We start from the raw sequence: 24271 nt of genomic DNA, 5'->3' as shown, positions 1-24271 counted from the left end.
GCGGCGCCCGGCTCCGTCACGGCACCCGTCCGCCTACCGGCAGCCGCACCCGTGCCCGTACGCGTATGGCCGCGGCCGTTTCCTCGGCCGCGGCGCTGCTGGCGGTCACCGGCTGCGGCGCCGCCGACATGACCCGGCAGACGTCCCCGTTCGCGGCGCCCGCCGGGATCAGGACCGTCACCCTCTCCGTGCAGTCGTGGGTCGGCGCCCAGGCCAATGTGGCGGTCGCCCGGCAACTCCTGGAGGACGAGCTCGGCTACCGGGTCGATCTGGTCCAGACGGACGAGGTCCCCGCCTGGGACGCCCTCAGCCAGGGCCGCGTCGACGCGATCCTGGAGGACTGGGGCCACCCGGACCAGGAGAAGCTGTACGTCGACGAGAAGAAGACCATCGTGCGCGGCGGGGACCTCGGTGTCACCGGGCACATCGGCTGGTACGTACCGAAGTACTGGGCGGACAAGCACCCCGACGTCACCGAATGGAAGAACCTGAACGCGTACGCGGACGAACTGCGCACCGCGGAGAGCGGCGACAAGGGCCAGCTGATGGACGGTTCACCGTCGTACGTCACCAATGACACGGCGCTGGTGAAGAACCTCGACCTGGACTACAAGGTGGTCTTCGCCGGCTCCGAGGCCGCCCAGATCACGCAGATCCAGCAGTTCGCCAAGGAGAAGAAGCCCTTCCTCAGCTACTGGTACCAGCCGCAGTGGCTGTTCAACGAGGTGCCGATGGTGGAGGTGGAACTCCCGGAGTACACCGAGGCGTGCGGGGCGAAGGACCCCAAGGACATCGACTGCGCCTATCCGAGGACACCGCTCCAGAAGTACCTCAACGCCGACTTCGCCGGGCGCGGTGGCGAGGCGGCCGCGTTCCTGAAGAGGTTCAGGTGGTCCGAGGACGCGCAGAACGAGGTGTCGGAGCTGATCGCCTCGGAGAAGCTCACCCCGGAGGACGCCGCCGATCGCTGGATCGCGGCGAACCCGGACGTATGGAAGAAGTGGCTTCCCCGATAGCCGGGGCGGCTGCACGGCGGGCCAGGGGCCAGGGGGCGGGGCGGAGACAGGCGTCTCCGTTCCGCGCCGCACAATAAGATGACGAAATGCCGTTCGCGCCCCTTGCCTCCCCTCCTCCCGCCCGTGCCGTGCTGCGCGCCGAGCGCCGCAGGCCGCAGAGGCCATCCGCGCCAAGCGCTCGCTGAACTGCCCGGCGCCCCGCTGTGGATCACGCTCCCGCTGCGCCTGGGCCACCTCGTGGTCGGCGGTCGGTGCTCGGGGCCTGGCTGCACCGGCGCCGCCGGTTCCGTGACGAAGGCACCGCACCCGTCATGCCGGGCGGCGCGAAGGGGGCGCTCGCGCTGTGGCTGCTGGCCGCTGTGCTGACGATGGCGCGCTACGACTGACGCGCCCGCACCGTCGCCATGATGTCCCGGTCCGGCTGAAGCGTCAGGGTCGGTACGGGACGGACCGTGCCCGGGTCCACGTCCAGCTCGAAGCGCCGGGCCAGCACGGCCAGGATCAGGACCGCCTCGACCATCGCGAAGCGCGTACCGAGGCAGACCCTGGGGCCACCGCCGAACGGGAACCACGCGTACTCCGCGATCTCGTCGCCGTGCTCGGCGTCCCACCGCTCGGGCCGGAACTCCTCGGGCTCCGGGAACCACCGCGCGTCGCGCTGCGTGGCCCACTGGCTGCTCCACACCCTGGTCCCCTGGGGAATGGGTACGCCGCCGATGCGCGCGTCCTCCTTCGCCACCCCGGTGATCAGCCAGATCGTGGGGTACAGGCGCAGCGTCTCCTTCACCACCGACTGGGCGTACGTGAGGCGGGTGTAGTCGTCGAACGCGGGCTCGCGGTCGCCGAGGACCCGGTCCAGCTCCTCGGCGAGGGCGGCCCGCGCGCGCGGATTGCGGGACAGCAGATACCAGGCCCACACCAGGGTGGAACTGGTCGTCTCGTGGCCCCCGATGTACAGGGTGACCGTCTCGTCGCGGATCTCCTGGTCGGTCAGGTGCGCGCCGGTCTCGTCCACGGCGGTGAGCAACCGGCTCAGCAGGTCGGGGCGTTCCCCGTCCCCGTCGCGGTGGCGGGCCACGACCCGGCCCACCTCGGCGTCGATGACCGCGGCGGCCTTCTTGATCCTGGCCCGGCCCGGCGTGGGCACCCAGTCCGGGAGCAGTGCCCCGATGCCGCTGAACTCCTTGCCGATCTCGCGCTGGGCGACATCCATCGCCCGGCCCATCGACTCGGCGTCCGCCGGAGTGGCCACGCCGAAGATGGTGCGGACCGCGATCCGCTGGGTCAGGGCGGCCATCTCCCGCTTGATGTCGATGCGTTCGCCGCCCTTCCAGGTGTCCGCCAGCTTCACCGTGCTGTCGGCCATGGTCGACGCGTACGACTTCACCTGCTTCGGCCGCACCGACGGCTGGACCAGCGACCGCTTCCGCCGCCAGTCCGCACCCTGCGCCACGACCACGCCGTTGCCCATCACCGTACGGAAGGCGATGCCCAGCGTGGGCTGGTCGAAGGAGCGTTCCGTCTCGGTGAGCAGTTCGCCTATGCAGTCCGGGTCGGACAGGAACACGCACCGGTTCCGGCCGAAACGCCAGCGCACCATGTCCCCGTGACCGCGAAGACGCTCGAAGAAGGCGAGCGGGTTCTTCGCGAACTGCGGCATGCTCCCCAGGAACGGCAGACCCTTGGGGCCCGGTACGAGTGTGTGGCCGCGCCGCTCGGCTTCGAGTGCCGTGCCGGTCTGCGTGGACATCAGAGAACTCCGCTCACTGGTGGCGCACCGCGGCCGTCGCGCGGTGACTCGCTCCCCATCGAACAGGACGGGGCCGGCACTCCACCAGCGCGTGGCGGGGTCCTGGCCGGTATCCGTCATCAGCCCTGTGGAGTACGCGAGTTGTCGAGGGTAGCCGCCGTCGCAGACTCGTTCGACCGGGGAGGGGGCACGACCACGACCTGGTCGGCGTCCTCGTACACGATCGTGCCGGGATCGGCGGACTCGACCCGTTCGCACGGCACCCGGTGCGCGGCCAGCAGCGTCAGATAGCCGTCGACCCGCTCGATGAGCTCCACGGCCGTCACCTTGAACCAGGCGACCGCTCCCGGGTTCACCGCGGGATCGTAGACGGACGGATCGACATCGGACGGATTGGTGAAGCTGGTGTCGTACCAGTCGTTCCCCGCGCGCCAGAACCGGTGCTGCTCCTCGCTCAGCCTGCCCTCCCGGGCCAGACCGTTGGCCAGGGCGAACACCCCGGGGAAGTGTCCCCGCGGGCTGCGCTCGGTGCCCTGGAACCTCACGTACAGCGCCTCGCTCACGAGCCCTCTCCCTCCGCGTCGGTGAGTGAAGGCTCCAGGGTAGGGGCGCCGGTCCGCCTGGGGCGCCGGTCCAGCTGGGCGGGCGGTGTCACAGGCCGACGATGAGCTGAATGCAGACGATCTTGACCAGGATGGCGAGCGCGAACAGCGTCGAGTAGCCGTTGTTGATCCGGCTGTCGCTCACCCGGCTGTTGGCGTACGCCACGATCGCCGGGTTGCCCACATAGCCGGACAGCAGGCCCATGGTCCGCTCCCGGCTCTGCCCCAGGACCCTCGCGACGAGCACCATCAGCGCGTAGCTGACCACCGCCCCGATGGCCAGGACCGCCACGAGCTTCAGCCCGAACAGGGAGAAGGCGTTCTCCCGGAACGAGTAGCCGGAGGTGAGTCCCACGATGGCGAGGAAGAGCAGCAGACCGATCTGGCGCAGGGTCAGGTTGGCCCGGGTGGGCAGGGTCCACACGAGCGGCCCGGTGCGCCGCCGCCAGCCGAGGATCATGCCCATCACCAGCGGCCCGGCTCCGGTGCCGAGCGCCAGGGTGGTGGAGCCCAGGGTCAGCGACGGGATGCCGATGAGGAAGCCGAGGGCGAGTCCGAGGCCCAGGCTGACCGCGCTCACCTCGCTGACCTTGGCCTCCGTGTCGCCGAGATACGTGGTGACCTCGGTGGTCCGCTCGCGCGGCATGACCACCCGGACCCGGTCGTCCAGCTGGAGCAACAGGCCGTCATGGGCGAGCATGTCGAAGTCCCCGCGGCGCACCCGGCTGACGGCGGCGCCGTACCGCTCGTCCAGACCGAGTTCGGCGACCGTGCGGCCGGCGAGGTCGGGATTGGTGAGCAGGATCCGCCGGTAGTCCACGGCACTGCGGTCGTCCAGCAGATGGAACGGGGCCAGGGCGCCGAGTGCCTCGGTCGCGGCCCGTACGTCGTCCTCGCCGCCGACCAGCACGACCAGGTCACCGGGGCGCAGCCGCTCCAGTCTCCCGGCGACCCCGGTGTCACCTCCGACGGGGCGGTACTCGCTGGCCAGCACGCGGTGCGCGGCTACTCCGGGCACATCGGCCCAGACGCGGTCGCGGGTCACTTGGACCGTACGGGTGACGAGGGTGGACGGCAGCCCGGAGTCGGGGTCGCGGCGGGCGACCCAGCTGCGGCGGACCGCGAGCGCGGAGACGAACATGATGGTGATGACGACGGCGAGCGGGTAGCCGATGGCGTAGCCCACGGCGGGCTGCGTGGGGTCCTGCGAGGCGGCCTGCGCGGCGGCCAGTCCGGGGGTGGTGGTTCCGATGCCCGCGTACCCACCGGCGAGGAACGGTCCGCTGATGCCGAAGCCCCGGTGGCCGACGAAGCCGACGACGACGGCGGTGAGGGCGAGGGCCACGACCGCTCCGGCCATCACCGCGAGCTGGCCGCGCAGTTCACGGAAGAACGCGGGGCCCGACTCCAGCCCGACCGTGTACACGTACAGGGCGAGCCCCAGCGCGGAGACCCCGGCGGGCACGGCCGCGGCGATGTCCTTGTCGAGCGCCCCGACGAACAGGCCGACGAACAGGACTCCGGCCGCACCGAGCTTCACCGGGCCGAACCTCACCATGCCGAGCAGCGCACCGAGCGTGATCACGGTGAACACGGCCACCCACGGATTGTCCGCGAAGAACTGCCACACCTGGTGTGCCTCCCCGTAGCGAAGCGCTGGAGCCCCTGTCGCGGCCCAGGGTCTTCGAGGAGGGAGCGGTCCGCCACTCGGCCCGCAGCGGCGCCCCGGCCCCGTTCGCGGGTCCGGGGCGCCGTCGAACGGCCGGTCAGACGCCCGGCGGGACCCGGGACGGACGGCCGCCGCCGCGTGTCAGGGAGTAGCCGAAGACGGCCGCGAGTGCGGCGAGCACCCCGCCGCCCACGGTCCACAGCCAGCGGTCCGTCCACCAGCCGGAGCTCCAGCCGTCGTCCGGTTCGCTGCCCAGCGACACCCGCGGCCGCGCGTCACCGTCCGCCGGGTCACTGTCCGACGAGGCGTCGTCGGATGCCTGGTCGACGGAGGACGCGCCGGGCACCAGCGGCTCGGCGAGCGCCCCGTCCACGTCGTGGGCGCCGCCCCGGTCGGACGAGGTGACCGTCATCTCGGCCCCGACCGGCAGGCCGAGGTCCGTGGCGGGCAGATCCAGGACGGTCAGCCGCACGTAGTAGCTGCCGGGCAGCGGGTCGTCGGCCCAGGGCTCGGACCAGGCGCGCACGGTGCGCAGCACGCACGACAGCTCGACGGTCGCCGCGTCGGCCGCCGCCTTCCGGGTCTGGTGGCCGTACATACAGGCCTGGCGGCGCCGCAGCCCGTCGTAGACATCAATCTGCCAGGTGGACGCGCCGTGCCGGGTGGCGCTCTCCGGCAGCCTGACGATGGCCTCGACGGTGGCGCGCTGCCCCGCGTCGGCGGGGAAGCCCCAGTACAGGTAGTCGCCCGCCGAGGCTTCGGCGGTGCCGCGCTGTCCCTGCTGGAGCGAGGTCGCGGTACGGAAGGTGGTGCCGGCCTCGGTGGGGCCGGACTTCTTGGCGTCGTCCTCGCCGGGGCTCGCGGTCGCGGACGGATCGTCGGCGACGGCGGCCCCCGCCGAGGTGAGCAGGGTGAGCCCGGCGAGCAGCGCTCCGGCGAAGGCGCGCTTGACACCGTTCGCGTGCGTGACGCCGTTCGCGCGCTTGACACCGTTCGTCTGAGTGACACCGTTCGCGCGGTGGTGGGTCCTACGCATCAGTTGGTCCTCCATACGGCGACGCGCCAGCGCGAGATCCAGCCGGTCAGCAGACCGGCGACCAGACCGGTGAGGATCAGGACGCCCAGCAGCCACCAGCCACGGCCGAGGCCGAACGCGGCCGGGTCGGCGGCGTTGTCGGGGCCGTCCACCAGGTCCACGGTCAGTTCGACCGGCAGTCCGGGGGAGGTCTTCACCGAGGCGGCGGCCGAGAAGGAGTTGCTGAGCTGGAGGCAGACGGCCTCGGCGGCCGGTTTCTCGTCCTCGCTGTCGTCCTGCTCCGGCTTGGGGTAGCGCAGCCCGGACGAGATCACGTCCGTACGGCCGGTGCCGGACTCCGAGCCCCGTACGATCTCGCGTCCGTGCTTCGTCACCGCCCGCAGCAGTACGCCGTAGTCGTTGTTGACGGCGCGGTCCGCCGCCACGCTCACCGAGGCGCGCAGCTCCTGACCGGGCAGCACGTCCACCCGGTACCAGCGGTGCCGGCCGAACTTCTCGCGGTCAGTGTAGAGACCGGCCTTGAGCTGCGGTGCCGCCGAGCAGCTGTCGGCGCCCTCGGTCGCCACCGGGGTGATGACGGGTGCGGCGGCCCGGTCCACCAACTGCGTGACCCGGTCGGAGAGTTCCTCGGTGTGCTGGATGGCGGTGTATGTACCGCCGGTGGCCTCCGCGATGCAGGTCAGCTGCTGGCGGATCTTGGCGTTGGGCACGAGGCCCAGCGTGTCGATGACCAGGTGGACCCCGCGCGCGGCGATGTCCCGGGCCACCTCACAGGGGTCGAGCGGCCCGCAGGTGTCCTCGCCGTCCGTGATGAGGACGATGCGCCGGGTCGATTCGCCGCCTTCGAGGTCGTCGGCGGCGCCCAGCAGGGCGGGACCGATCGGGGTCCAGCCGGTGGGCGCCAGGGTGGCGACCGCGGTCTTCGCCTCGGTGCGGTCGAGCGGGCCGACCGGGTAGAGCTGCTTGGTGTCCTTGCAGCCGACCTTCCGGTCGTCGCCGGGGTAGTCGGCGCCCAGGGTCCGGATGCCGAGCTGCACCTGCTCGGGCACCGCGTCCAGGACGTCGTTGAATGCCTGCTTGGCCGCGGTCATCCGGGACTTGCCGTCGATGTCGCGGGTGCGCATGGAACCGCTGACGTCGAGGACCAGTTCGACCTTGGGCGATGCGGAGGAGGGGGGTTCGTCGGCGGCGGCCGGGAGCGCGGTGCCCAGTCCGGCGGTCAGGGTGGCGAGCACGATGCACACCCCGGCCGTCAGCCGTTTTCTTATGATCATCGCCGGATCCTATTGAAGATCGGTTCGCATCCCCAAACGGATGCGGGTCGATCCGGTGCCCGGCCGGCGCTCAGCCGCCCAGCAGTGGCTCGGCAGCCTGCTCCAGTACCGAGGTGACCCGTTGCCAGGTCTCCACATCCCGTTCGACACAGGGGAGTTGACGGTCCGAAGTTTCGGCCGTCCGTTCGTTCCAGGAGGCCGCCAGGGCCACCGGATCGCCGCCACCGGCCGCCGATGCCGCGAGTGCGGCCGCGCCGACGGCGACCAGTTCGCCGCTGCCGGGGACGATCAGGGGACGGCCGGAGAGCCGGCGTACGGTCTCCACCCAGGTCCGCCCCCGGGCGCCGCCGCCGATCAGCCGCAGCGGCCGGGCGGCCACCTCGGGCGCCTCCGGGTCGAGACCGCAGGCCCGCAGCAGTTCGTCCAGCGCCCGCAGGATGGTGACGGCCGCGCCCTCGTAAGCGGCGCCGAGCAGTTGCTGCGGGGTCGTGTCGTGGCGCAGCCCGGTGAGCAGTCCGGAGGCGGCGGGGAGATCGGGAGTGCGTTCGCCGTCCAGGTAGGGGAGCAGTACGGCCTCGCCCCCGGGGGCCGCGTCCTCGCGGTTCAGGCCGAGCAGGGTGGCGACCTTGTCGACGGCGAGCGTGCAGTTCAGCGTGCAGGCCAGGGGGAGGTACGTACCGTCCGCGGCGGCGAAGCCGGACAGGGCCGTCGACGTGGGCCGGGTGCGGGACGCGGCGAAGACGGTGCCGGAGGTGCCGAGGCTCAGGACCGGGTGGTCGAGCAGCCCGGCGCCGCCGAGTCCGAGACCGACGGCGGCGCTCATGTTGTCGCCGGTCCCGGCGGCGACGGCGATGCCTTCGGGCAGTCCCAGGGCTTCGGCGGCGGCCGGGGTCAGGGAGCCGACGCGGGCCGCTCCGGTGGGGGCGACCTCGGGGAGCAGGGCGGCGTCCAGCCCGAGGAGTCCGAGGAGTTCCGGGTCGTAGGCGCCGGTGGCGGTGCTGTACCAGCCGGTGCCCGAGGCGTCGCCGGGGTCGGTGGCGGCGGTGCCCGCGAGCCGTTCGGTGAGGAAGTCGTGGGGGAGGCGTACGGCCTCGGCCGCCGCGGCGTTCGCGGGGTCGTTCTCGCGCAGCCACTGCCACTTCGACGCGGTGAGGGACGCCACCGGCACCGAACCGGTGCGCGCGGTCCACGCGTCGGGGCCGCCGAGCGCGGCGGTGAGGGCGGCGGCCTGCGGGGCGGAGCGGGTGTCGTTCCACAGGAGCGCGGGGCGCAGCGGCCGGCCCCACCGGTCCAGCACGACGAGCCCGTGCTGCTGACCGGCCACCGCGATGCCGCTGACGGCGGAGGCGGGGACTCCGGCTTCCTTCACCCCGGTGGCCACGGCCTCGCACAGCGCCCGCCACCAGACCTCGGGGTCGCTCTCGCGGGCCCCGGCGTCCCCGTCGACCTGGTGCGGGGCGCGGGCGACGGCGAGCAGTTCACCGGTCACGGCGTCGATGACGGCCGCCTTGGTGGACTGCGTGGAGCTGTCCACCCCGATGACGACGGTACGCGGTGGCATGGGCTACCTCATTCTCGCTCTGGAATTTGGTTGTGTGGCAAACAAATTACGTGAACGGTGTCTCCCGGAACAGGGTTGACTCCGATCAACAGCCGGTCGGGGGGTTTTGTCGCGGAGGTGTTCCGTGCATGATTAGTCATGACACTGAACAAATAAGGTCCGGCCGGTGTGCCCGTCGGCGGACCGACGGTACCCGAAGGCGGCCAGGCGATGACGGAACGCTTCACTCCCACTCCGGCGGACAAGTTCAGCTTCGGTCTGTGGACGGTGGGCTGGCAGGGTCGCGACCCCTTCGGCGACGCGACGCGGGCCCCGATCGACCCGGTCGACTCCGTGCGGCGGCTCGCCGAACTGGGCGCCTACGGAGTGACCTTCCACGACGACGACCTGATCCCGTTCGGCTCGACGGACACCGAGCGTGAAGGAATCGTCAAGCGGTTCCGGCAGGCGCTGGACGCCACCGGGCTCGTCGTGCCCATGGCGACGACGAACCTCTTCACCCACCCGGTGTTCAAGGACGGCGCGTTCACCGCCAACGACCGGGACGTCCGCCGGTACGCACTGCGCAAGACGCTGCGCAACATCGATCTCGCCGTCGAACTCGGCGCCACCACCTATGTCGCCTGGGGCGGCCGCGAGGGCTCCGAATCCGGTGCCGCCAAGGACGTCCGGGTCGCGCTGGACCGGATGAAGGAAGCCTTCGACCTGCTGGGCGACTACGTCACCGAGCAGGGCTACGACCTGCGCTTCGCCATCGAGCCCAAGCCGAACGAGCCGCGCGGCGACATCCTGCTGCCCACGATCGGCCACGCCCTCGCCTTCATCGAACGCCTGGAGCGGCCCGAACTGGTCGGCGTCAACCCGGAGACCGGTCACGAGCAGATGGCCGGGCTGAACTTCCCGCACGGCATCGCCCAGGCCATGTGGGCGGGCAAGCTCTTCCACATCGACCTCAACGGCCAGTCCGGCATCAAGTACGACCAGGACCTCCGCTTCGGCGCCGGTGACCTGCGCCAGGCGTTCTGGCTGGTCGACCTGCTGGAGTCGACGGGCGGCTATGAGGGCCCGCGCCACTTCGACTTCAAGCCGCCGCGGACCGAGGACTACGACGGTGTCTGGGCCTCGGCCGCGGGCTGCATGCGCAACTACCTGATCCTCAAGGAGCGGGCGGCCGCCTTCCGGGCCGACCCCGCCGTACAGGAAGCCCTGCACGCCTCCCGCCTGGACGAACTGGCCCGGCCCACCGCGGAGGACGGCGTCGCCGGACTGCTCGCCGACCGCTCGGCGTACGAGGACTTCGACGTCACGGCCGCCGCCGAACGCGGTATGGCCTTCGAAGCCCTGGACCAACTGGCCATGGATCACCTGCTGGGCATCTAGAGCCCCCCGATCCCGCCGGGCGGACGTCCCGCCCCGTACTCCGGCGGCGGGCCCGCACCCCGCTTCGGCGGACGTCCCGCCCCGTACTCCGGCGGCGGGCCCGCACCGCACTCCGGTACCCGCCCCGCACCCGATCGCCGGGCGGGTTCACCGTGCGTACGCCACCGGATCCGCCAGTACGTTCTGCACCACCAGCGCCGCCGCGCCCCGAGCCGCGTCCCCCGCGACGGACGACGCGCGCAGCCGACCGCCGCCCCGGGACCAGAGGCCGGAGACCACACGGCCGGTCAGCTCCTCGTCGGCGGGCGGCGACAGCCACGGCATCAGGCCGCGGTAGATCCCGCCGAGCACCACCGCGTCCGGGTCGACCAGATTCACCGCACCCGACAGCACCTGCCCCAGCATCCGCCCCGCCCCGGCGACCGCCGCCACCGCACGCGCGTCCCCGGCCTGCGCGCGCCGTTCCAGTTCCACCACCCCGGCACCACCCCCGGCGCCTTCGATCCCGGCCGCCCGCAACAGTGCCGTCTGACCCGCGTACTGCTCCAGACAGCCCCGCGATCCGCACCGGCACTCCGGACCCGCCGGGTCCACCACCACATGCCCGATCTCCCCGGCGAAGCCGTGCGCGCCGCGCAGCAGCTCCCCGTCGATCACCAGCGCACCGCCGACGCCGATCTCACCGGTCAGATACAGAAAGCTCCGGACCTCGCCGAGCCCGCCGAACCACAGCTCGGCCAGCGCCGCCAGATTGGCCTCGTTCTCCGAACTCACCGGCAGCACCGCACCGTCGGGGCGCAGCTCGGCGAGCGCGCGCGCGAACAGCTCCTCGGCCGGAACCCGGTTCCAGCCCAGGTTGGGCGCCTGGCGCACCGAGCCGCCGGAGACGAGCCCCGGCAGCGCGAGTGCCGCGCCGACCGGGCGCAGCTCCTGCTCGCGCGCCGACTCCAGAGTCCGGGCCGCGATCCGCGCGGCCCGCGCCAGGACCTCACCGGGCGGGGCGCCCCGGTTGTCGAGGTGTTCGGTCTGCCGGACCCGTCCGGTGCCCGCCAGGTCCACGACACAGACCGACACATAGTCGACGTTGATCTCCACGCCGAGTCCGGCGGGACCGGTGCGCGCCACCTTCAACGCCGTACCGGGACGCCCGGCCTGCCCGCTGAAGGTCTTGCCCGACTCCGTGAGGAAGCCGCTGTCGAGCAGCTGCTCGACCAGCGAGGAGATCGCGGCCCGGGTCAGTCCGACGCGGGCGGCCACGCCCGCCCTGGTCGCCTCGCCGGCCACGCCCTCGTCCCGGACGGCGCGCAGCACCAGGCTCAGATTGTTCCGGCGCACGGTGTCCTTGTCGGCCTTGGGGCCCAGCGGAGTGAGGTTGCTCTTCATGTCGTCGCCGAGCCTATGTGATGCCCGGCGGGGGAGAGCGGACTCGTCACGGACCGGAGGGCGGCCGGCTTCCGCCACGCCGCCCGCCCTCCCCGCCCCGGCCCGGAGCACGGTCCGTCCCCGGCCGGGCTGTTGGTTCCCGGCCTGCGCTCAGGCCGTCGCGCCGCGCGCCTTGAGCAGGTCCGCCATGAGCCCGATCTCCGATTCCTGGCCGCGCACCATGCCGGCCGCCAGATTCCTGATCGCTTCCGTCCCCGCTGAACCGGCCGCCGCCTGTGCCATGTCGGCGCCCGCACGGTGGTGAACGGTCATCAGCCGGAGGAACAGCACCTCCGCCTTCCGGCCCTCGGCCGACCGCAGCGCGTCCAGCTCCGCGTCGGTGGCCATGCCCGGCATCAGCGAGCCGTCGCCCCGGGGCGTGACGGTGTGCCCCATCCACTTCATGGGAGCTCCGGACGCGCTCTTCGGCAGCTCCCACAGCTCCAGCCAGCCCAGCATCATGCCGCGCTGATTGGCCTGCGTGTTGATGATGTCGTACGCGAGACGGCGGACGCCCTCGTCGTCGGTGCGGTCCCGGACGATGAACGACATCTCGACGGCCTGCTGATGGTGGATCGACATGTCCCGGGCGAATCCGGCGTCGACCGAGTTCTCGGCGGGCGCCGACTGCGACGACGAGCCGGGGGAGGACGAGGCATCCGACGGGGACGCGGCGGACGGCCGTACCACCATCAGCGCCACCAGCCCCAGAGCCACCAGCAGCACCGCTGCTCCCGCCACGACCATGCGGACCGAGCCGCCCGAATCGCCCGAGCGCGTGCCGGCGGTCACTTGGCGAGCCCGCCGGTGCAGGCGGCGCCCGGCTCCGGCGTCTGCGGGCCCTGGACGTACTTGGTGAAGAACTGCGCGACGCGGGCGTCCGAGGCGCTCTTCACCGTGACCTGCTTGCCCCAGGCACTGAGCATCAGCGGGGCGTCCTGGTCATTGACAGGGCTCATCAGCGAGTACGGGGTGGACGAGACGCGTTCGCCGAGAGCCTTGATGTCCGCCGGCTTCGCCTTCTCGTTGTACGTGACCCAGACGGCGCCGTGCTCCAGGGAGTGGACGGCGTTCTCCTTCGGTATCGCCTCGGTGTAGACGTCGGCGTTGCAGTTCATCCAGACCTGGTTGTGGTCGCCGCCGACGGGCGGGTTCATCGGGTACGAGACCGGCTTGTCCACATGGTTCTGGGTCAGCTTGTCCCAGCTGCGCTCGCCCGTCACGGGGGAGGACTTGGCCTGCTCCTCGGCCTTGTCCTGCTCGTCGGCCTGCGCCATCAGATACCCGCCCCCGGCGACGAGTGCGGCGACCACCGCCACGGAGGCGCTGATGGTGATGATCCGGGTGCGGCGCTCGCGGGCCCGTTCCTTGCGGCGCGCCTCTTCGAGCTTGGCGCGGCGCGCGGCGGTGGAGCTGTTCTGGTTCTTGGGGGAAGACGTGTTCTTGGCGGAAGCCATGGAGGGTCCTCGGGTTCGAACGGGATGCATACGTGGTGATGCATGGAGGGAAGAGGGCATACGGGCGGCCGTCCCCGGCGCTCCGGCAGTTGCCCGGAACGCGGTGGAAAGGGGGACGGACCCGGACCTCTAGATCCGTTGGACCTGAAGACGCAGGTGGTCGACGGCGCGCACACCGTCGTTGGCGGGGCCGCGGATGGCGGCCGCGCCGGTGAGCGGCGCGACGGGGACCACGGCCACGGGGGAGGGCAGCGCGACGGGAGCGGACGGCCCCGGCAGCACCACGGCCTTCGAGTGGTCGGACGCGCCGTGGCAGGAGGTTCCCATGCCGCGGTCGGCGGGGGCGTCCGCGACCACGCGGGCGGCCTCCGCCTCGGGCGTCGGAGTCATCGTGTGCGCCGCGGCCGTGCCGTGGGCGCCCGTCGAAGGCGCGGCGGCGGCCGGGGCGGTGAGCGAGCAGCAGAAGAACATCGCCAGGAGGACGAACACCCAGCCCAGCGAGGCGGGCACGCGTACGCCGCCCGGTCTCCGGTCGGTCCGCGCGCTCAGACTGTTCATCGCCGCCATCGTAGTAGGTATATGAAGGTTCAAGGAGTGTGGGTCACAGGTTCGCGGGATAGTGTGCCCCGGTGACGATGCAATCGAACATACCTGCGGGCTGGTTTCCGGATCCCCACGGCGCGCCCCAGTTGCTGCGTTACTGGGACGGCTCGCAGTGGACCGAGCACACGCACCCGGCCGAGGGACAGCAGGCCGCGGCTCCGGCCCAGCCTCCCGTCCAGCCGGTCCAGCAGGCGCAAGCCGCTCAGCAGGCTCAGCCGGCCCACGCACCGGAGCAGGCCCAGCAGGCCCACGTGCCGCAGCAGGCTCAAGCGGCTCAGCAGGCCCACCTGTCGCAGCAGGCCCATGCGCCGCAGCAGCAGGCCGCGCCCGGTGCCGGTTCGTTGTTCACCCAGCAGGTTCTGGTGGTGAACCAGAAGGCCAAACTGATCGAGGTCACGAACGAGTACAGCGTCTTCGACCAGCACGGCGCCACCATCGGCTCGGTCGTACAGGTCGGGCAGAGCGCCCTGCGCAAGGTGCTCCGGTTCGTCTCCAGCATCGACCAGTACCTGACGCACCGGCTGGAGATCCGTGACGCGTACGGTGTGCCGCAGCTGCTGCTGACCCGCCCCGCGAAGTTCATCAAGTCGCGGGTGGTCGTCCAGCGTCCCGACGGACAGCCGGTCGGCGAGATCGTCCAGCAGAACGCCATCGGCAAGATCAACTTCGCGATGATGGCCGACGGCCGGAAGGTCGGTGCCATCAAGGCGGAGAACTGGCGTGCCTGGAACTTCGCGATCGTCGACCACAACGACGCCGAGATCGCCCGGATCACGAAGACCTGGGAAGGTCTCGCGAAGACCATGTTCACCACGGCGGACAACTACGTGCTGCAGATCCACTACCAGCTGCCCGAGCCGCTCCTGAGTCTCGTCGTCGCGACGGCTCTGACCGTGGACACCGCACTCAAGCAGGACTCCCGCGGCCTCGGCTGACCCGCGGTCGCGGACATGGCGGTGCCTCCGAACCGTCCGCGTTCGGGGGCACCGCCATGTCGTACCGGACTTCAGGCCGCGTCGCGCTTGTCCTGCGGCGGGCCCAGTCTGCTGAACACCGCTGCCAGGACTACCGCGGCCAACGCCCCGGCGGCGACCCCGCTGCCGAAGATCGTGCGGGCCCACACCGGCAGCCCCGCGTACATCTCGGGCGCGAAGACCGGCAGCAGCCCGACGCACAGGGCCAGCGCCACGACGATGCCGTTGGTCCCGTGCGGAGAGGTTCTCCCGGCTGAGCATCCCGAACCTCATCGTCGCGATCACCGCGTAGATGATCAGGCCCGCGGCCCCGACCACCGGCTCCGGAATGGCGGCCAGCAGCCGGGTGAGCGGAGTGATCAGCCCGCACGCGATCAGCAGCACCCCGGCGCCCGCCGTGACGAACCTGCTGCGCACCCCGGTCAGCTGAACGATGCCGATGTTCTCGGCGCTCGTCACCATCAGCGACGTACCGAAGACTCCGGCACCCAGCGAGGCCACCGCGTCGGCGCGGGAGATGCGCGGTACGTCGCGTGCCGCGTCCGGCGTACGCCCCACGGCCTCACTGTTCAGCACCGTCTGCCCGGTCGCCTCCGCCAGCGAGGCGAGCGCGAAGACCAGCAGCGGGACGGCGGCCAGCAGATCGAAGTGCGGTGTGCCGTACGGGAACGGGTCCGGGAGCGCGAAGGCGGCACCCTGCGCCATGTGGAACGTCGTGCCGCTGACGGCCGCGACGCGCTGGAGTTCACCGGCGCCCATGACTGGGGCCGCGAGTTCCGGCACCGTAACGACGAGATCCTGTACGTCGCCGACGGTGCCGCGGAGGTCGAGGCGGACGGCAACTTCTACCGGCTGGAACGGGGCGACACGCTCTACTGCGCGGGCGGCCTCGGCGTATCTTTTACAGGTGTAATACCTGTTAACGTATATGGGTGAGTGATACACCTGTGCGATCCCGGCAGCCCTCCGTCCGCAGACTCCCGCTGGTCGGTGCGCTCCGCCTCGCCCGCCCTTCGGACACCTGGTTCAAGCCGGCGCTGAGCGTCGTCGTCGCCTCCGCCGTACCGAATCTGCTGCTCTTCGCCGTCGACCGGCTGGACCTCGTGATGTACACGATGGCCGGTTCGCTGTGCGCGCTGTACGGCCACAGCCTGCCGTACGCCCGGCGTGCCGGAACCGTGGCGCGCGTCGTGCTCGGCATGCTCGCCGGTCTCGCGACAGCGCTGCTCACCGCCTCGCTCACCGGCTCGACCGCCGTCCTGATCGCGGTCGCCGCACTCCTCGCCGCCGCCCAGAAGACGCTCTGCGACGCGACCCGGATCGGTCCGCCCGGCCATGTGATCTTCACCTTCGTCACCTCCGCCGCGCTGTTCACACCGCAGCACCTCGGACAGATCCCCGGCCACCTCGCCCTGACCCTGGCCGCGGGCGCCGTCTCCTGGCTCGTCACCGTCGGACCCGCGCTGATCCGCCGCGAGGGCCCCGAGCGCCGGGCCACCGCCCGCGCGCTCGACGCGGCGGCCGCGTGTGCCGCCGACCCCGGCCCCCGTACCCGGCACGCCGCGGCCGCCGCCGTGCACATGGCCTGGCAGTCCCTGCTCACCACGGGCCGCCCCACCCCCGTACGACAGGCCCTGGAGCGGCTCGTCGTGCACGCCGAAGCGGCCCTCGCCGGCTCGGCGCTCACCGGCCGCACCGGCGCCGTCCCGCCCGAGCGGCTGCGTGCCTGGGCCGCCGCGACCCGCGCCCGCGGCCCGGTCCCCACTCCGCCGGCCGCCCCCGGCACCGCGGACGAACTCTTCGGGATCGAGGCCGAACGGGCCGAGCTGCGGCGCGCCGACAGCCGCCGGGACGCCCGTCGCACCCTGCTGCGCGCCCTCGCCCCCGGCTCCCCGTTGCTGCCCGTCGCCGCCCGGACGCTGATCGGCTGCGCGCTCGCCGGATATCTCTGCGCCGCCCTCGGCGTCGGACGCCCCTACTGGGCGATCGTCACCGCCGCCTCCCTCTACCAGGCCAATGTCACCCTGTCCTGGAACCGGACCCTCCAGCGCACCCTCGGCAACCTCCTCGGCGTGCTGGTCTTCGCCGCCGTCCTCCCCCTCACCCGGACCGGTCCGCTCGCCCTCATCGGCTGCGTCCTGTTCTTCAGCTTCGCCGCGGAAGCCCTGATCACCCGCAACTACTGGCTCGGTTCCGTCGCCGTTACCCCGATGGCCCTGCTGGTCCTGGAGTTCGGCGGCACCCACCCGGCCGGAGAACTCATCGGCGACCGGGTGCTGGACACCCTCGTCGGCGCCTCCGTGGGCTTCCTCGCCGCGATGCTCGTCACCAACCGGCGGGCCGCCGGTCGCGTCGAGAAGGCCCTCGCCGCCACCGGCACCGCCCGCGCCCACGCCGTACGCACCCTCGCCGACCCCGCTTCCGGCCCCGCCTCCCTGGACCGGGCACGCCGCCGCCTGACCGGGTCACTCGTCGAACTCCGCGAGGCCGGGGACACCGCGGCCGGCGAGTGGTGGCAGCGCGCCCTGCCCGAGCAGGAGCTTCTCGCGGCCGAGCGGGCCGGACACCGTACGCTCGCCGCGACAGCACAACGGCGGGGGCTGATCGCCCTCGCCCCGGAGAACGGAGCGGTGTGACCGACGACATCGTTGCCTCGGTGGTACGGCAGTGGCGGGCCGTCAACCCCGAGCTCGACACCGGACCGATGGAACTCATCGGCCGCATCAACCGCTGCGCCGCGCTCCTCCAGCAGGCGGAGGACGCCCCGCTGCGCGCCGCCGGACTGACCCGCGCCGAGTTCGACCTGCTCGGAGCCGTACGCCGCAACGACCGGGAGCTGACCCCCGGCGAACTGGCCCGTGAGACCTTCTCCTCCGGCGCCGCCGTCACCAAACGGCTCCGGGCCCTCCAGGAGCGCGGCCTCATCGACCGCCGGGGCGACGACCGCGACCGCAGGGTCGCCCATGTCCGTCTCACCGAGGAGGGCCTCGGCCTGGTCGACCGGCTGCTGCCCGAGCAGCTCGCGTACGAACGTGCGGTGCTCTCCGGCCTCGACGACCGGACCCGGAGCCTGCTCAGCGCCCAGCTCAGCGAGTTGCTGGTGCAGTTGGAGGGACGTATCGGCGGAGCCCGGCGCTGACGGCGGGACGCCCGGCCGGGCGCCCCGGCCATCGCCCCGCTCCCGGGGTCAGAGGCCGTGCCCGGACTTCAGCAGCGCGGCCGACTGCCGCAGCAGCCCGGCCCGTTCGGCCAGGGCGCTGTCCCCGGAGCGGTCGGCGGGGGCCGATGCCACCAGGGCGAGGCGGTCGCGCCAGCTGGACCCGGCCAGTGGCACCGCGACGGTGTACATCCCCGGGACCGGCTCACCCCGGCTGAACGCGTGCCCGGCCGCACGGATCTCGTCCAACTCGGCCAGCAGAGCCGTGCGGGAGGCCAGGGTGTGCGGGGTGACGGGCTCCAACTCCTCGTACGGATACAGGGCGCACACCTGATCCGTCGTCATCCGGGAGAGCAGCATCCTGCCGCCGGAGGTGGCGTGCGCGGAGTGGGTGCGCCCCCTCTCCAGCATCACCCGCACCGGGTGGGAGGACTCCCGGCCGTCGGTGACGATGATCTGGTCACCCATCAGCGCGACGCTCTGTACCGTCTCGCCGGTCCGTCGTGCCGCGTCCTCCAGCACGGCCACGAGCTGCTGCCGGACCGCCGTGCCGAAGCCCGCGGGGCGGCCGAGCCGCACCAGCTCCGGCCCCGCCGAGTAGCCGCGGCCCGAGGTGTCCCGGATGGCGAAACCCCGGCCTTCCAGGGTGCTGAGCACCCGGTGCGCGGTGGACCTGCCGACGCCCAGCCGTTCGGCGGCCCCGGTGACGGTGAGGGTGTCATGGGTGAGGAACAGCCGCATCAGCCGCAGACCCGTGTCCAGCGATTCGATGGTGTAGTCGCGTGCCGCCGTCATGCCGCTCCCGTTCGTGCCGTACGTGAGGCCGGCCCGTGGGTGACGCGGGCTCGGGCCGTTGTGGGTACGCGAGTTGCGGCCCCGTGCGCCGTTCTCGTTCGACCGCGATCGGCGGCCCGCACGGGCGACCGAGCGGTTCGTGACCACGGACATTTTGACGTCCACCCTTCCGGCGGTCACTAATCTGCTCCTTTCGATCCGGTTCGCTCACATGTGCCCCTGTCCTGCTCTGCGGTACGCGATGGGTCTCCTGGACATGAAGGGTCATCAGGATGCCGCTGCTGTCCTTCTGTGAGGTACGGATGCGGAAAGTTTCGGCCGTTTCCCCCCTGTCGTCACTCCCCGCACATGCTCGACGGCGCTGAGTGCAAAAACTGGTGAGTGTATTACTGCCGGAGTCCTCGCGCAGAGGGTTGGGTGAATATGCCGAAGCACTGTTCTGATCTGGCTAAGCTCACGCGCAGTGAAGTCGAGTTGATACGAATTCGAGCACTTGTTCATGAGTATCCGCAGTATCCGCACACGCATGCATACATCCCGGAATCAACCGCCAGAGGGTTTAGATGGTCCGTGTTGAATCACCGCCGACCGACCGAGAAATTCCCGTTGTCCGCGTAGTCCTGTTGCCCGTGGTGCTGCTCGTCGGCGCCACTGCCGCCGGTGCGGCGCTGGTGACCGAGATCGCGCGGATACCAGTCGCCGTGTGCGGCGCGATCGCCACCATCGTGGTCTCCGCGCTCGCCGTTGCGCTGAACCGCCGCCGACGCGCGATGAGCGTCCAGCGGGCCGAGTACGAACAGCGCATCGCCTACCTGGAACACCGCATTCAGTCGCACGAGGCCGAGACGGTGCGGCTCACCAAGGAGGTCATGCCGGCCGCGATCCGACAGCTGCGCGTGGGCAATTCACCCGAAGAGGTGATGCGCGACGTCTTCGACGCGGACGTGGCCAACCGGCACCTGCCCAAGGCGCTGCGCGAGCAGGTCTTCCAGGTCCTCGACATCATCGACGGCGAAGAGGCGCGGCGTGACTCGGCGCAGCGCGCCTTCGTCGCCGTTGCCCGGCGGGTCCAGGCCATCGTGAACCGTCAGGCGAGCGAACTGCGCGAGATGGAGGACCACTACGGGCGCAATCCCGAGGTCTTCGACGACCTGCTCCGCATCGACCACGGCACCGCGCTGATCGGGCGGCTCGCCGACTCCGTCTCCGTACTCGGCGGAGCCCGGCCCAGCCGCCAGTGGCCCAAGCCCGTACCGCTGTTCAGCGTGTTGCGCGGCGCGATGTCCCGCATCCTGGAATACCCGCGCATCGAACTGCACTCGATCTCCAAGATCGCCATCGTGGGGACCGCGGTCGAGCCGCTCATCCACGTCTGCGCCGAACTCCTCGACAACGCGACCCGCTACTCGCCCCCGCAGACCAAGGTGCACGTCACCGCGGTCGAGGTGCAGACCGGCATCGCCATCGAGATCGAGGACGGCGGCGTCAGCCTCAGCGAGGAGGCCCGCGCCCGCGCCGAGAACATGCTGGCGCAGGCCCAGGCCGGCATCAACATGAACGACCTCGGGGAGTCCCCGCGCCTGGGCATGGCCGTCGTCGGCCGCCTCTCCCGCATGTACCAACTCCAGGTGTCGCTGCGCCAGTCGGCGTACGGCGGGGTCCGTGCCGTGCTGATCGTCCCGCGCGACATGATCACCACCGGTCCGGCACCCGGCATCGCCCACGGCATCGGTGCCACCTCGCGGCCCAACAGCTCGCTGGACATGACACAGCTCCAGCACGTCGTGCCGCCGCCCGGCAAGCGCAAGCCGAAGCCCCCGTCCACCGGCCTGCCGCCCTCCGTGGTCGCGGGTCTCCCCGAGGGATCGGTGTCCGGACCCTCGCCGCATCCGGTCGCCACGCCATCGGCCATGGAGGACGACGGCCCGATCGTGACCGAGTGGACGGAGGGCGGTCTTCCGCAGCGCCGCAGCCGGGGCCGTGCCCCGCTCGGTTCGCACAACCTCCCGCCGCAGCCCGTACAGCCCGTCGTCGACTCCGCGAACGGCGGGCACGCCGGCCGGTGGGGTGCGGCGGGCGACGAGGAGGGCGGGCCCGCCAGGGGCGAGGAGAAGCCCCCCGGCCTTTGGCTGGAGGCCTTCACCAAGGCCGTCAACGGCGTGCCGCAGGAACCCAGGAACGGCGAGGACTCTGACGATGCGTGGGACAAGGGAGACCTGAAGTGATCCAGCAGCGCGGGAACATGGACTGGATGCTCAAGGAACTGGCCGACGACGTGCCCAGCATCCACCAGATCGTGGTGCTCTCGTCGGACGGTCTGCGCATCGCCATGCACGGGGGGGACCCCGACGTCGCCGACCGCCTCGCGGCGGCCTGCGCCGGACTGCAGAGCCTGGCCGCGGCTGTCGCCACCGAAATCCCTTACAGCGACGGGCTGATGAAGCTCGTCGTCATCGAAGTCACCGGCGGGTTCTTCTACCTGATGGCGGCCGGGACCGGCGCGTATCTCGCGGTTCTGGCCGGTCAGACCATCGACGCCGGGATGGTCGGCGCCCGCATGCGTGATCTGGTCGTCCGGATCGGCGCCCATCTGACCAGTCCGCCGCGCCACGACAGGCAGTCCGGATGAATGCTCCCCGACGAGAACGCCGCAAGGCCGATCCGGCGCTGAGCGATCCGGAACGGCTGTATGTGATCACCGGCGAACTCGACGGCGACGGGCGGGCCTCGCTCGACCTGGTCACCATGGTCGTGGCGCACGCCGAGCCCACGCCGACGTGCCAGCCCGAGCAGGCCGCGATCCTGCGGATCTGCCGGGCACCCTTATCCGTCGCCGAGATCTCGGCCTACCTCAGCCTGCCGTTCAGCGTGGTCACTTCGCTCCTGACGGATCTGCTCGCGACCGAACTCATCGAGTCGCGAGCCCCTCTCGTCCGAGCCACCCTGCCCGACAGGTCCCTTCTCGAAGCGGTGATGCATGGACTTCAGAAACTCTGACACGATCACCGGACCCCGCAGCGAGGACGTCCTTCCCACCACGGCCAACGCCGCGGTGAAGGTCGTGATCGTCGGCGGGTTCGGGGTCGGCAAGACCACCATGGTCGGCTCGGTGAGCGAGATCCGGCCGCTGACGACCGAAGAGACCATGACCGAGGCCGGGATCGGCGTCGACAACAACGTCGGTGTGGAGAGCAAGACCGCCACCACCGTCGCCATGGACTTCGGCCGGATCAGTCTCAGCGAGGAACTGATCCTCTATCTGTTCGGCACCCCGGGCCAGGAACGCTTCTGGTTCCTGTGGAACGGACTCTTCGAAGGGGCCCTCGGCGCCGTCGTCCTCATCGACACCAGGCGGCTTCAGGTCAGCTTCGACGTGATCGGCCGGCTGGAGGAGCGCGGTGTCCCGTTCGTCGTCGCCGTGAACACCTTCCCCGAGGCACCGCACCACCCGGTCGAGGCCCTGCGCAGAGCCCTCGACCTGGCGGACGAGATCCCGATGATCGACTGCGACGCCCGGACGCGGACATCCAGCCGCGATGTGCTGATGACTCTGATGCGTTACCTGCACAGCCTGGCCGTCCCCCTCACCTGAGGATCTCGGCCGCGGACTCCGACCGGATGGCATCGCCTGCGGACAACGTCCGCGGAGATCGCCTGCGGAGATCGCCCGCGGACAACGTCCGTCGGCACCGGGCCCGCCGGCTGTTCACCCGACGCACCAACTGAAGACAAAGGCGCGCGCACACCCCTGCGCGCGCCTTTGTCCCGCGCGGCACCACCCCCGCGCGCCGATCGGTCGGCGCGCCCCTCGTCCGCGCCCCTTGCCTGATCCTTGGAATCCTGATCCTGGAGCGACTGTGACCATCCCCTTCCACGACGAACCCGGAGCGGCCTCCGGACCGGTCCCGCCTCCCGAATGCCCCGCGCATGGCGTCGGAGTCGGACCCGGCGGGCTGCGTCGGTTCTACGGACCCGAGGCGGAGAACGACCCCGCCGGTCTCTACGACAAGCTGCGTGCCGAACACGGCTCGGTCGCCCCGGTGCTGCTGCACGGAGACGTACCCGCCTGGCTCGTCCTCGGGCACAGCGAGAACCTGCACCTGACCCGGACACCCTCCCAGTTCTCCCGGGACTCCCGGCGCTGGCGCGCCCTGCAGGACGGCAGCGTCGCCCCGGACCACCCGCTGGCCCCGATCTTCACCTGGCAGCCGGTCTGTGTGTTCGCGGACGGAGCCACCCATGAACGTCAGCGCGGCGCGGTCACCGACAGCATGGAGCGCATCGACACCCGGGGGGTGCGCCGCCACATCAACCGGTTCAGCAACCGGCTCGTCAACGACTTCTGCGAGAAGGGCACCGCCGACCTGGTCGGCCAGTTCGCCGAGCATCTGCCGATGATGGTGGTGTGCGCGATCTTCGGCATGCCGGAGGAGTACGACGACGCCCTGGTGCAGGCGGCACGCGACATGATCCGGGGCACCGAGACCGCCGTCGCGAGCAACGCCCATGTCGTCGCCACGCTGACCCGGCTCGTCGAAGGGCGCCGCGCGGCCCCCGCTCCGGACCTCGCCAGCTGGCTCCTTGAGCATCCGGCCTCGTTGACGGATGTGGAGGTCGTCGAGCACCTGCGGCTGATCCTCATCGCCGCCTACGAGTCGACGGCCAATCTGATGGCCAACGTGCTGCGCATGGTCCTCACCGACCCGCGCTTCCGTGCCCGTCTCAGTGGCGGCCACATGACGGTGCCGGAGGCCGTGGAACAGACGCTGTGGGACGAGCCGCCGTTCACCGCGGTCTTCGGCCGCTGGGCGGTCGGCGACACGGAACTCGGCGGCCAGCAGATCAAGGCGGGTGACGCCCTGCTCGTCGGCATCGCCGCGGCCAACACCGACCCGAGGGTACGGCCGGACCTCGCCGCCAACATGGAGGGCAACCGCTCGCATCTCGCCTTCAGCGGCGGCCCGCACGAATGCCCCGGCCAGGACATCGGCCGCGCCATCGCCGATGTCGGTGTCGACGCCCTGCTGATGCGCCTGCCGGACCTGGAACTCGGCGTCGAGGAGAGCGAGCTGCGCTGGGTGGGCAACATCATGTCGCGGCACCTGGTGGAGCTGCCCGCCACGTTCGCGCCGAGCCCGCAGCAGGCGGTGGACTCCGATCCGCTGTCGATGATGGCCCGCTCCCGGCCGGCCGTCGACTGGGAGGTCTCCTCCCCGTCACGTCCCGTCCCCGCGCCGACGTCCAGCGCGGTGGGGACGCCGCCCGCCCATGCTCCGGGCGCGGTGCCCTACCCGGATCCGGTGGGGGCGCCGGAGCCGGAGCCGGAGCCGACGGCGCTCCGGCCGGTCGTGCCCGCAGCCGCTCCGCCGGTCGTTCCGGTGCCCGCTCCGCCGTCCGTTCCGACGGGAGACCCGGCGGCCGTTCGGGAGGGCGACGATCCGGCGGGCGGTGACCCCGCCGGTACCGCCGCGATTCCGCAACAGCGCGGTCCGGGGGCGCCGGCCCGTCTGTGGCGGGCGGTGTCGCGCTGGTGGTACGGCAGCTGAAGCCCCGTTGACGCCCGTCGCACGACCCC

The 24271-nt window shown here is 71.5% G+C and carries 23 protein-coding genes and 2 pseudogenes; 12 read left to right on the top strand and 13 right to left on the bottom strand.

The window, feature by feature from the left end:
• Positions 1 to 65: 65 nt before the first annotated feature.
• The gene (locus tag A6A29_RS11050; protein ID WP_073719943.1) at positions 66 to 1016 is read left to right on the top strand and encodes an ABC transporter substrate-binding protein; all 951 of its coding nucleotides are present in this window, start codon (positions 66 to 68) and stop codon (positions 1014 to 1016) included.
• A 251-nt stretch (positions 1017 to 1267) separates the two neighbouring features.
• A complete protein-coding gene (locus A6A29_RS47500; protein WP_274535796.1) occupies positions 1268 to 1402 on the top strand; it encodes a hypothetical protein in 135 nt (44 codons plus the stop codon).
• Here the strand turns inward: A6A29_RS47500 and A6A29_RS11045 are convergent.
• From A6A29_RS11045 to xylB, 6 genes are all read right to left on the bottom strand, one after another.
• Entirely contained in the window at positions 1393 to 2766 is a 1374-nt protein-coding gene (locus A6A29_RS11045) for a cytochrome P450 (RefSeq protein ID WP_073719847.1), read from the bottom strand. The genes A6A29_RS47500 and A6A29_RS11045 overlap by 10 nt on opposite strands.
• A 119-nt stretch (positions 2767 to 2885) precedes the next feature.
• Complete coding sequence (locus A6A29_RS11040; protein WP_073719846.1) at positions 2886 to 3329, bottom strand: hypothetical protein; 444 nt, start codon at positions 3327 to 3329, stop codon at positions 2886 to 2888.
• An 88-nt stretch (positions 3330 to 3417) separates the two neighbouring features.
• Positions 3418 to 4968 carry an aspartate:alanine exchanger family transporter gene (locus tag A6A29_RS11035; RefSeq protein WP_241838418.1) on the bottom strand — a complete coding sequence of 517 codons (1551 nt, stop codon included), beginning with the start codon at positions 4966 to 4968 and terminating at the stop codon, positions 3418 to 3420.
• 166 nt (positions 4969 to 5134) lie between these two features.
• On the bottom strand, positions 5135 to 6073 hold the full coding sequence (locus A6A29_RS11030) for a hypothetical protein (protein WP_241838417.1): 939 nt from the start codon (positions 6071 to 6073) through the stop codon (positions 5135 to 5137).
• The gene (locus tag A6A29_RS11025) at positions 6073 to 7347 is read right to left on the bottom strand and encodes a VWA domain-containing protein (protein ID WP_073719844.1); all 1275 of its coding nucleotides are present in this window, start codon (positions 7345 to 7347) and stop codon (positions 6073 to 6075) included. The genes A6A29_RS11030 and A6A29_RS11025 overlap by 1 nt, the downstream gene beginning before the upstream one ends.
• Before the next feature lie 70 nt (positions 7348 to 7417).
• A complete protein-coding gene (gene xylB / locus A6A29_RS11020) occupies positions 7418 to 8908 on the bottom strand; it encodes a xylulokinase (RefSeq protein ID WP_073719843.1) in 1491 nt (496 codons plus the stop codon).
• A gap of 210 nt (positions 8909 to 9118) precedes the next feature.
• On the opposite strand from xylB, the gene xylA reads away from it, so the two are divergent.
• Complete coding sequence (gene xylA, locus A6A29_RS11015) at positions 9119 to 10288, top strand: xylose isomerase (RefSeq protein WP_073719941.1); 1170 nt, start codon at positions 9119 to 9121, stop codon at positions 10286 to 10288.
• A gap of 147 nt (positions 10289 to 10435) precedes the next feature.
• On the opposite strand, the gene A6A29_RS11010 is transcribed toward xylA, so the two are convergent.
• The 4 genes from A6A29_RS11010 to A6A29_RS10995 form a co-directional block, all read right to left on the bottom strand.
• Entirely contained in the window at positions 10436 to 11671 is a 1236-nt protein-coding gene (locus A6A29_RS11010) for an ROK family protein (protein ID WP_073719842.1), read from the bottom strand.
• Between the two features lie 150 nt (positions 11672 to 11821).
• Entirely contained in the window at positions 11822 to 12457 is a 636-nt protein-coding gene (locus A6A29_RS11005) for a DUF305 domain-containing protein (protein ID WP_073719940.1), read from the bottom strand.
• 41 nt (positions 12458 to 12498) lie between these two features.
• Complete coding sequence (locus A6A29_RS11000; RefSeq protein WP_073719841.1) at positions 12499 to 13167, bottom strand: DUF3105 domain-containing protein; 669 nt, start codon at positions 13165 to 13167, stop codon at positions 12499 to 12501.
• Between the two features lie 129 nt (positions 13168 to 13296).
• Positions 13297 to 13725, bottom strand: coding sequence for a hypothetical protein (locus A6A29_RS10995; protein ID WP_107468191.1), 429 nt, complete (start codon positions 13723 to 13725; stop codon positions 13297 to 13299).
• Positions 13726 to 13796: 71 nt separating this feature from the next.
• Here A6A29_RS10995 and A6A29_RS10990 point away from each other — a divergent pair, with 71 nt between their 5' ends.
• The gene (locus A6A29_RS10990) at positions 13797 to 14705 is read left to right on the top strand and encodes a phospholipid scramblase-related protein (protein WP_073719839.1); all 909 of its coding nucleotides are present in this window, start codon (positions 13797 to 13799) and stop codon (positions 14703 to 14705) included.
• A gap of 71 nt (positions 14706 to 14776) precedes the next feature.
• Here A6A29_RS10990 and A6A29_RS46380 read toward each other — a convergent pair whose 3' ends face one another.
• Both A6A29_RS46380 and A6A29_RS46375 read right to left on the bottom strand, forming a co-directional pair.
• Positions 14777 to 14959, bottom strand: a complete 183-nt coding sequence (locus A6A29_RS46380; protein ID WP_073719838.1) for a hypothetical protein — start codon at positions 14957 to 14959, stop codon at positions 14777 to 14779.
• A gap of 82 nt (positions 14960 to 15041) precedes the next feature.
• Positions 15042 to 15449: pseudogene (locus A6A29_RS46375) on the bottom strand (solute carrier family 23 protein); the annotation flags it as partial.
• 30 nt (positions 15450 to 15479) lie between these two features.
• Between A6A29_RS46375 and A6A29_RS10975 the strand changes: the two are divergent.
• The 3 genes and pseudogenes from A6A29_RS10975 to A6A29_RS10965 form a co-directional block, all read left to right on the top strand.
• Positions 15480 to 15680 (top strand): annotated as a pseudogene (locus A6A29_RS10975) (cupin domain-containing protein); the annotation flags it as partial.
• Positions 15677 to 17380, top strand: coding sequence for an FUSC family protein (locus tag A6A29_RS10970; RefSeq protein WP_073719837.1), 1704 nt, complete (start codon positions 15677 to 15679; stop codon positions 17378 to 17380). The pseudogene A6A29_RS10975 and the gene A6A29_RS10970, both read left to right, overlap by 4 nt.
• Positions 17377 to 17883: a MarR family winged helix-turn-helix transcriptional regulator gene (locus A6A29_RS10965; protein ID WP_073719836.1), complete on the top strand. Its 507-nt coding sequence runs from the start codon at positions 17377 to 17379 to the stop codon at positions 17881 to 17883. Before A6A29_RS10970 ends, A6A29_RS10965 begins: the two co-directional genes overlap by 4 nt.
• Positions 17884 to 17931: 48 nt before the next feature.
• Here the strand turns inward: A6A29_RS10965 and A6A29_RS10960 are convergent, their stop codons facing one another.
• Positions 17932 to 18876: an IclR family transcriptional regulator gene (locus A6A29_RS10960; RefSeq protein ID WP_241838416.1), complete on the bottom strand. Its 945-nt coding sequence runs from the start codon at positions 18874 to 18876 to the stop codon at positions 17932 to 17934.
• Between the two features lie 383 nt (positions 18877 to 19259).
• Between A6A29_RS10960 and A6A29_RS10955 the strand changes: the two genes are divergently transcribed.
• From A6A29_RS10955 to A6A29_RS10935, 5 genes are all read left to right on the top strand, one after another.
• A complete protein-coding gene (locus tag A6A29_RS10955; protein ID WP_073719835.1) occupies positions 19260 to 20921 on the top strand; it encodes a sensor histidine kinase in 1662 nt (553 codons plus the stop codon).
• A complete protein-coding gene (locus A6A29_RS10950) occupies positions 20918 to 21325 on the top strand; it encodes a roadblock/LC7 domain-containing protein (protein WP_073719834.1) in 408 nt (135 codons plus the stop codon). Before A6A29_RS10955 ends, A6A29_RS10950 begins: the two co-directional genes overlap by 4 nt.
• Positions 21322 to 21693 (top strand): DUF742 domain-containing protein, encoded by a 372-nt coding sequence (locus tag A6A29_RS10945; RefSeq protein ID WP_073719833.1) that lies wholly within the window; start codon positions 21322 to 21324, stop codon positions 21691 to 21693. Before A6A29_RS10950 ends, A6A29_RS10945 begins: the two co-directional genes overlap by 4 nt.
• Positions 21674 to 22288, top strand: coding sequence for a GTP-binding protein (locus A6A29_RS10940; protein ID WP_073719832.1), 615 nt, complete (start codon positions 21674 to 21676; stop codon positions 22286 to 22288). Before A6A29_RS10945 ends, A6A29_RS10940 begins: the two co-directional genes overlap by 20 nt.
• A gap of 265 nt (positions 22289 to 22553) precedes the next feature.
• On the top strand, positions 22554 to 24242 hold the full coding sequence (locus A6A29_RS10935; RefSeq protein WP_073719831.1) for a cytochrome P450: 1689 nt from the start codon (positions 22554 to 22556) through the stop codon (positions 24240 to 24242).
• Positions 24243 to 24271 lie beyond the last annotated feature (29 nt).

Source organism: Streptomyces sp. TSRI0281 (assembly GCF_001905125.1).
In the GTDB taxonomy this organism is placed as follows: domain Bacteria; phylum Actinomycetota; class Actinomycetes; order Streptomycetales; family Streptomycetaceae; genus Streptomyces.
This window is presented reverse-complemented; position numbering and strand designations above follow the sequence as displayed.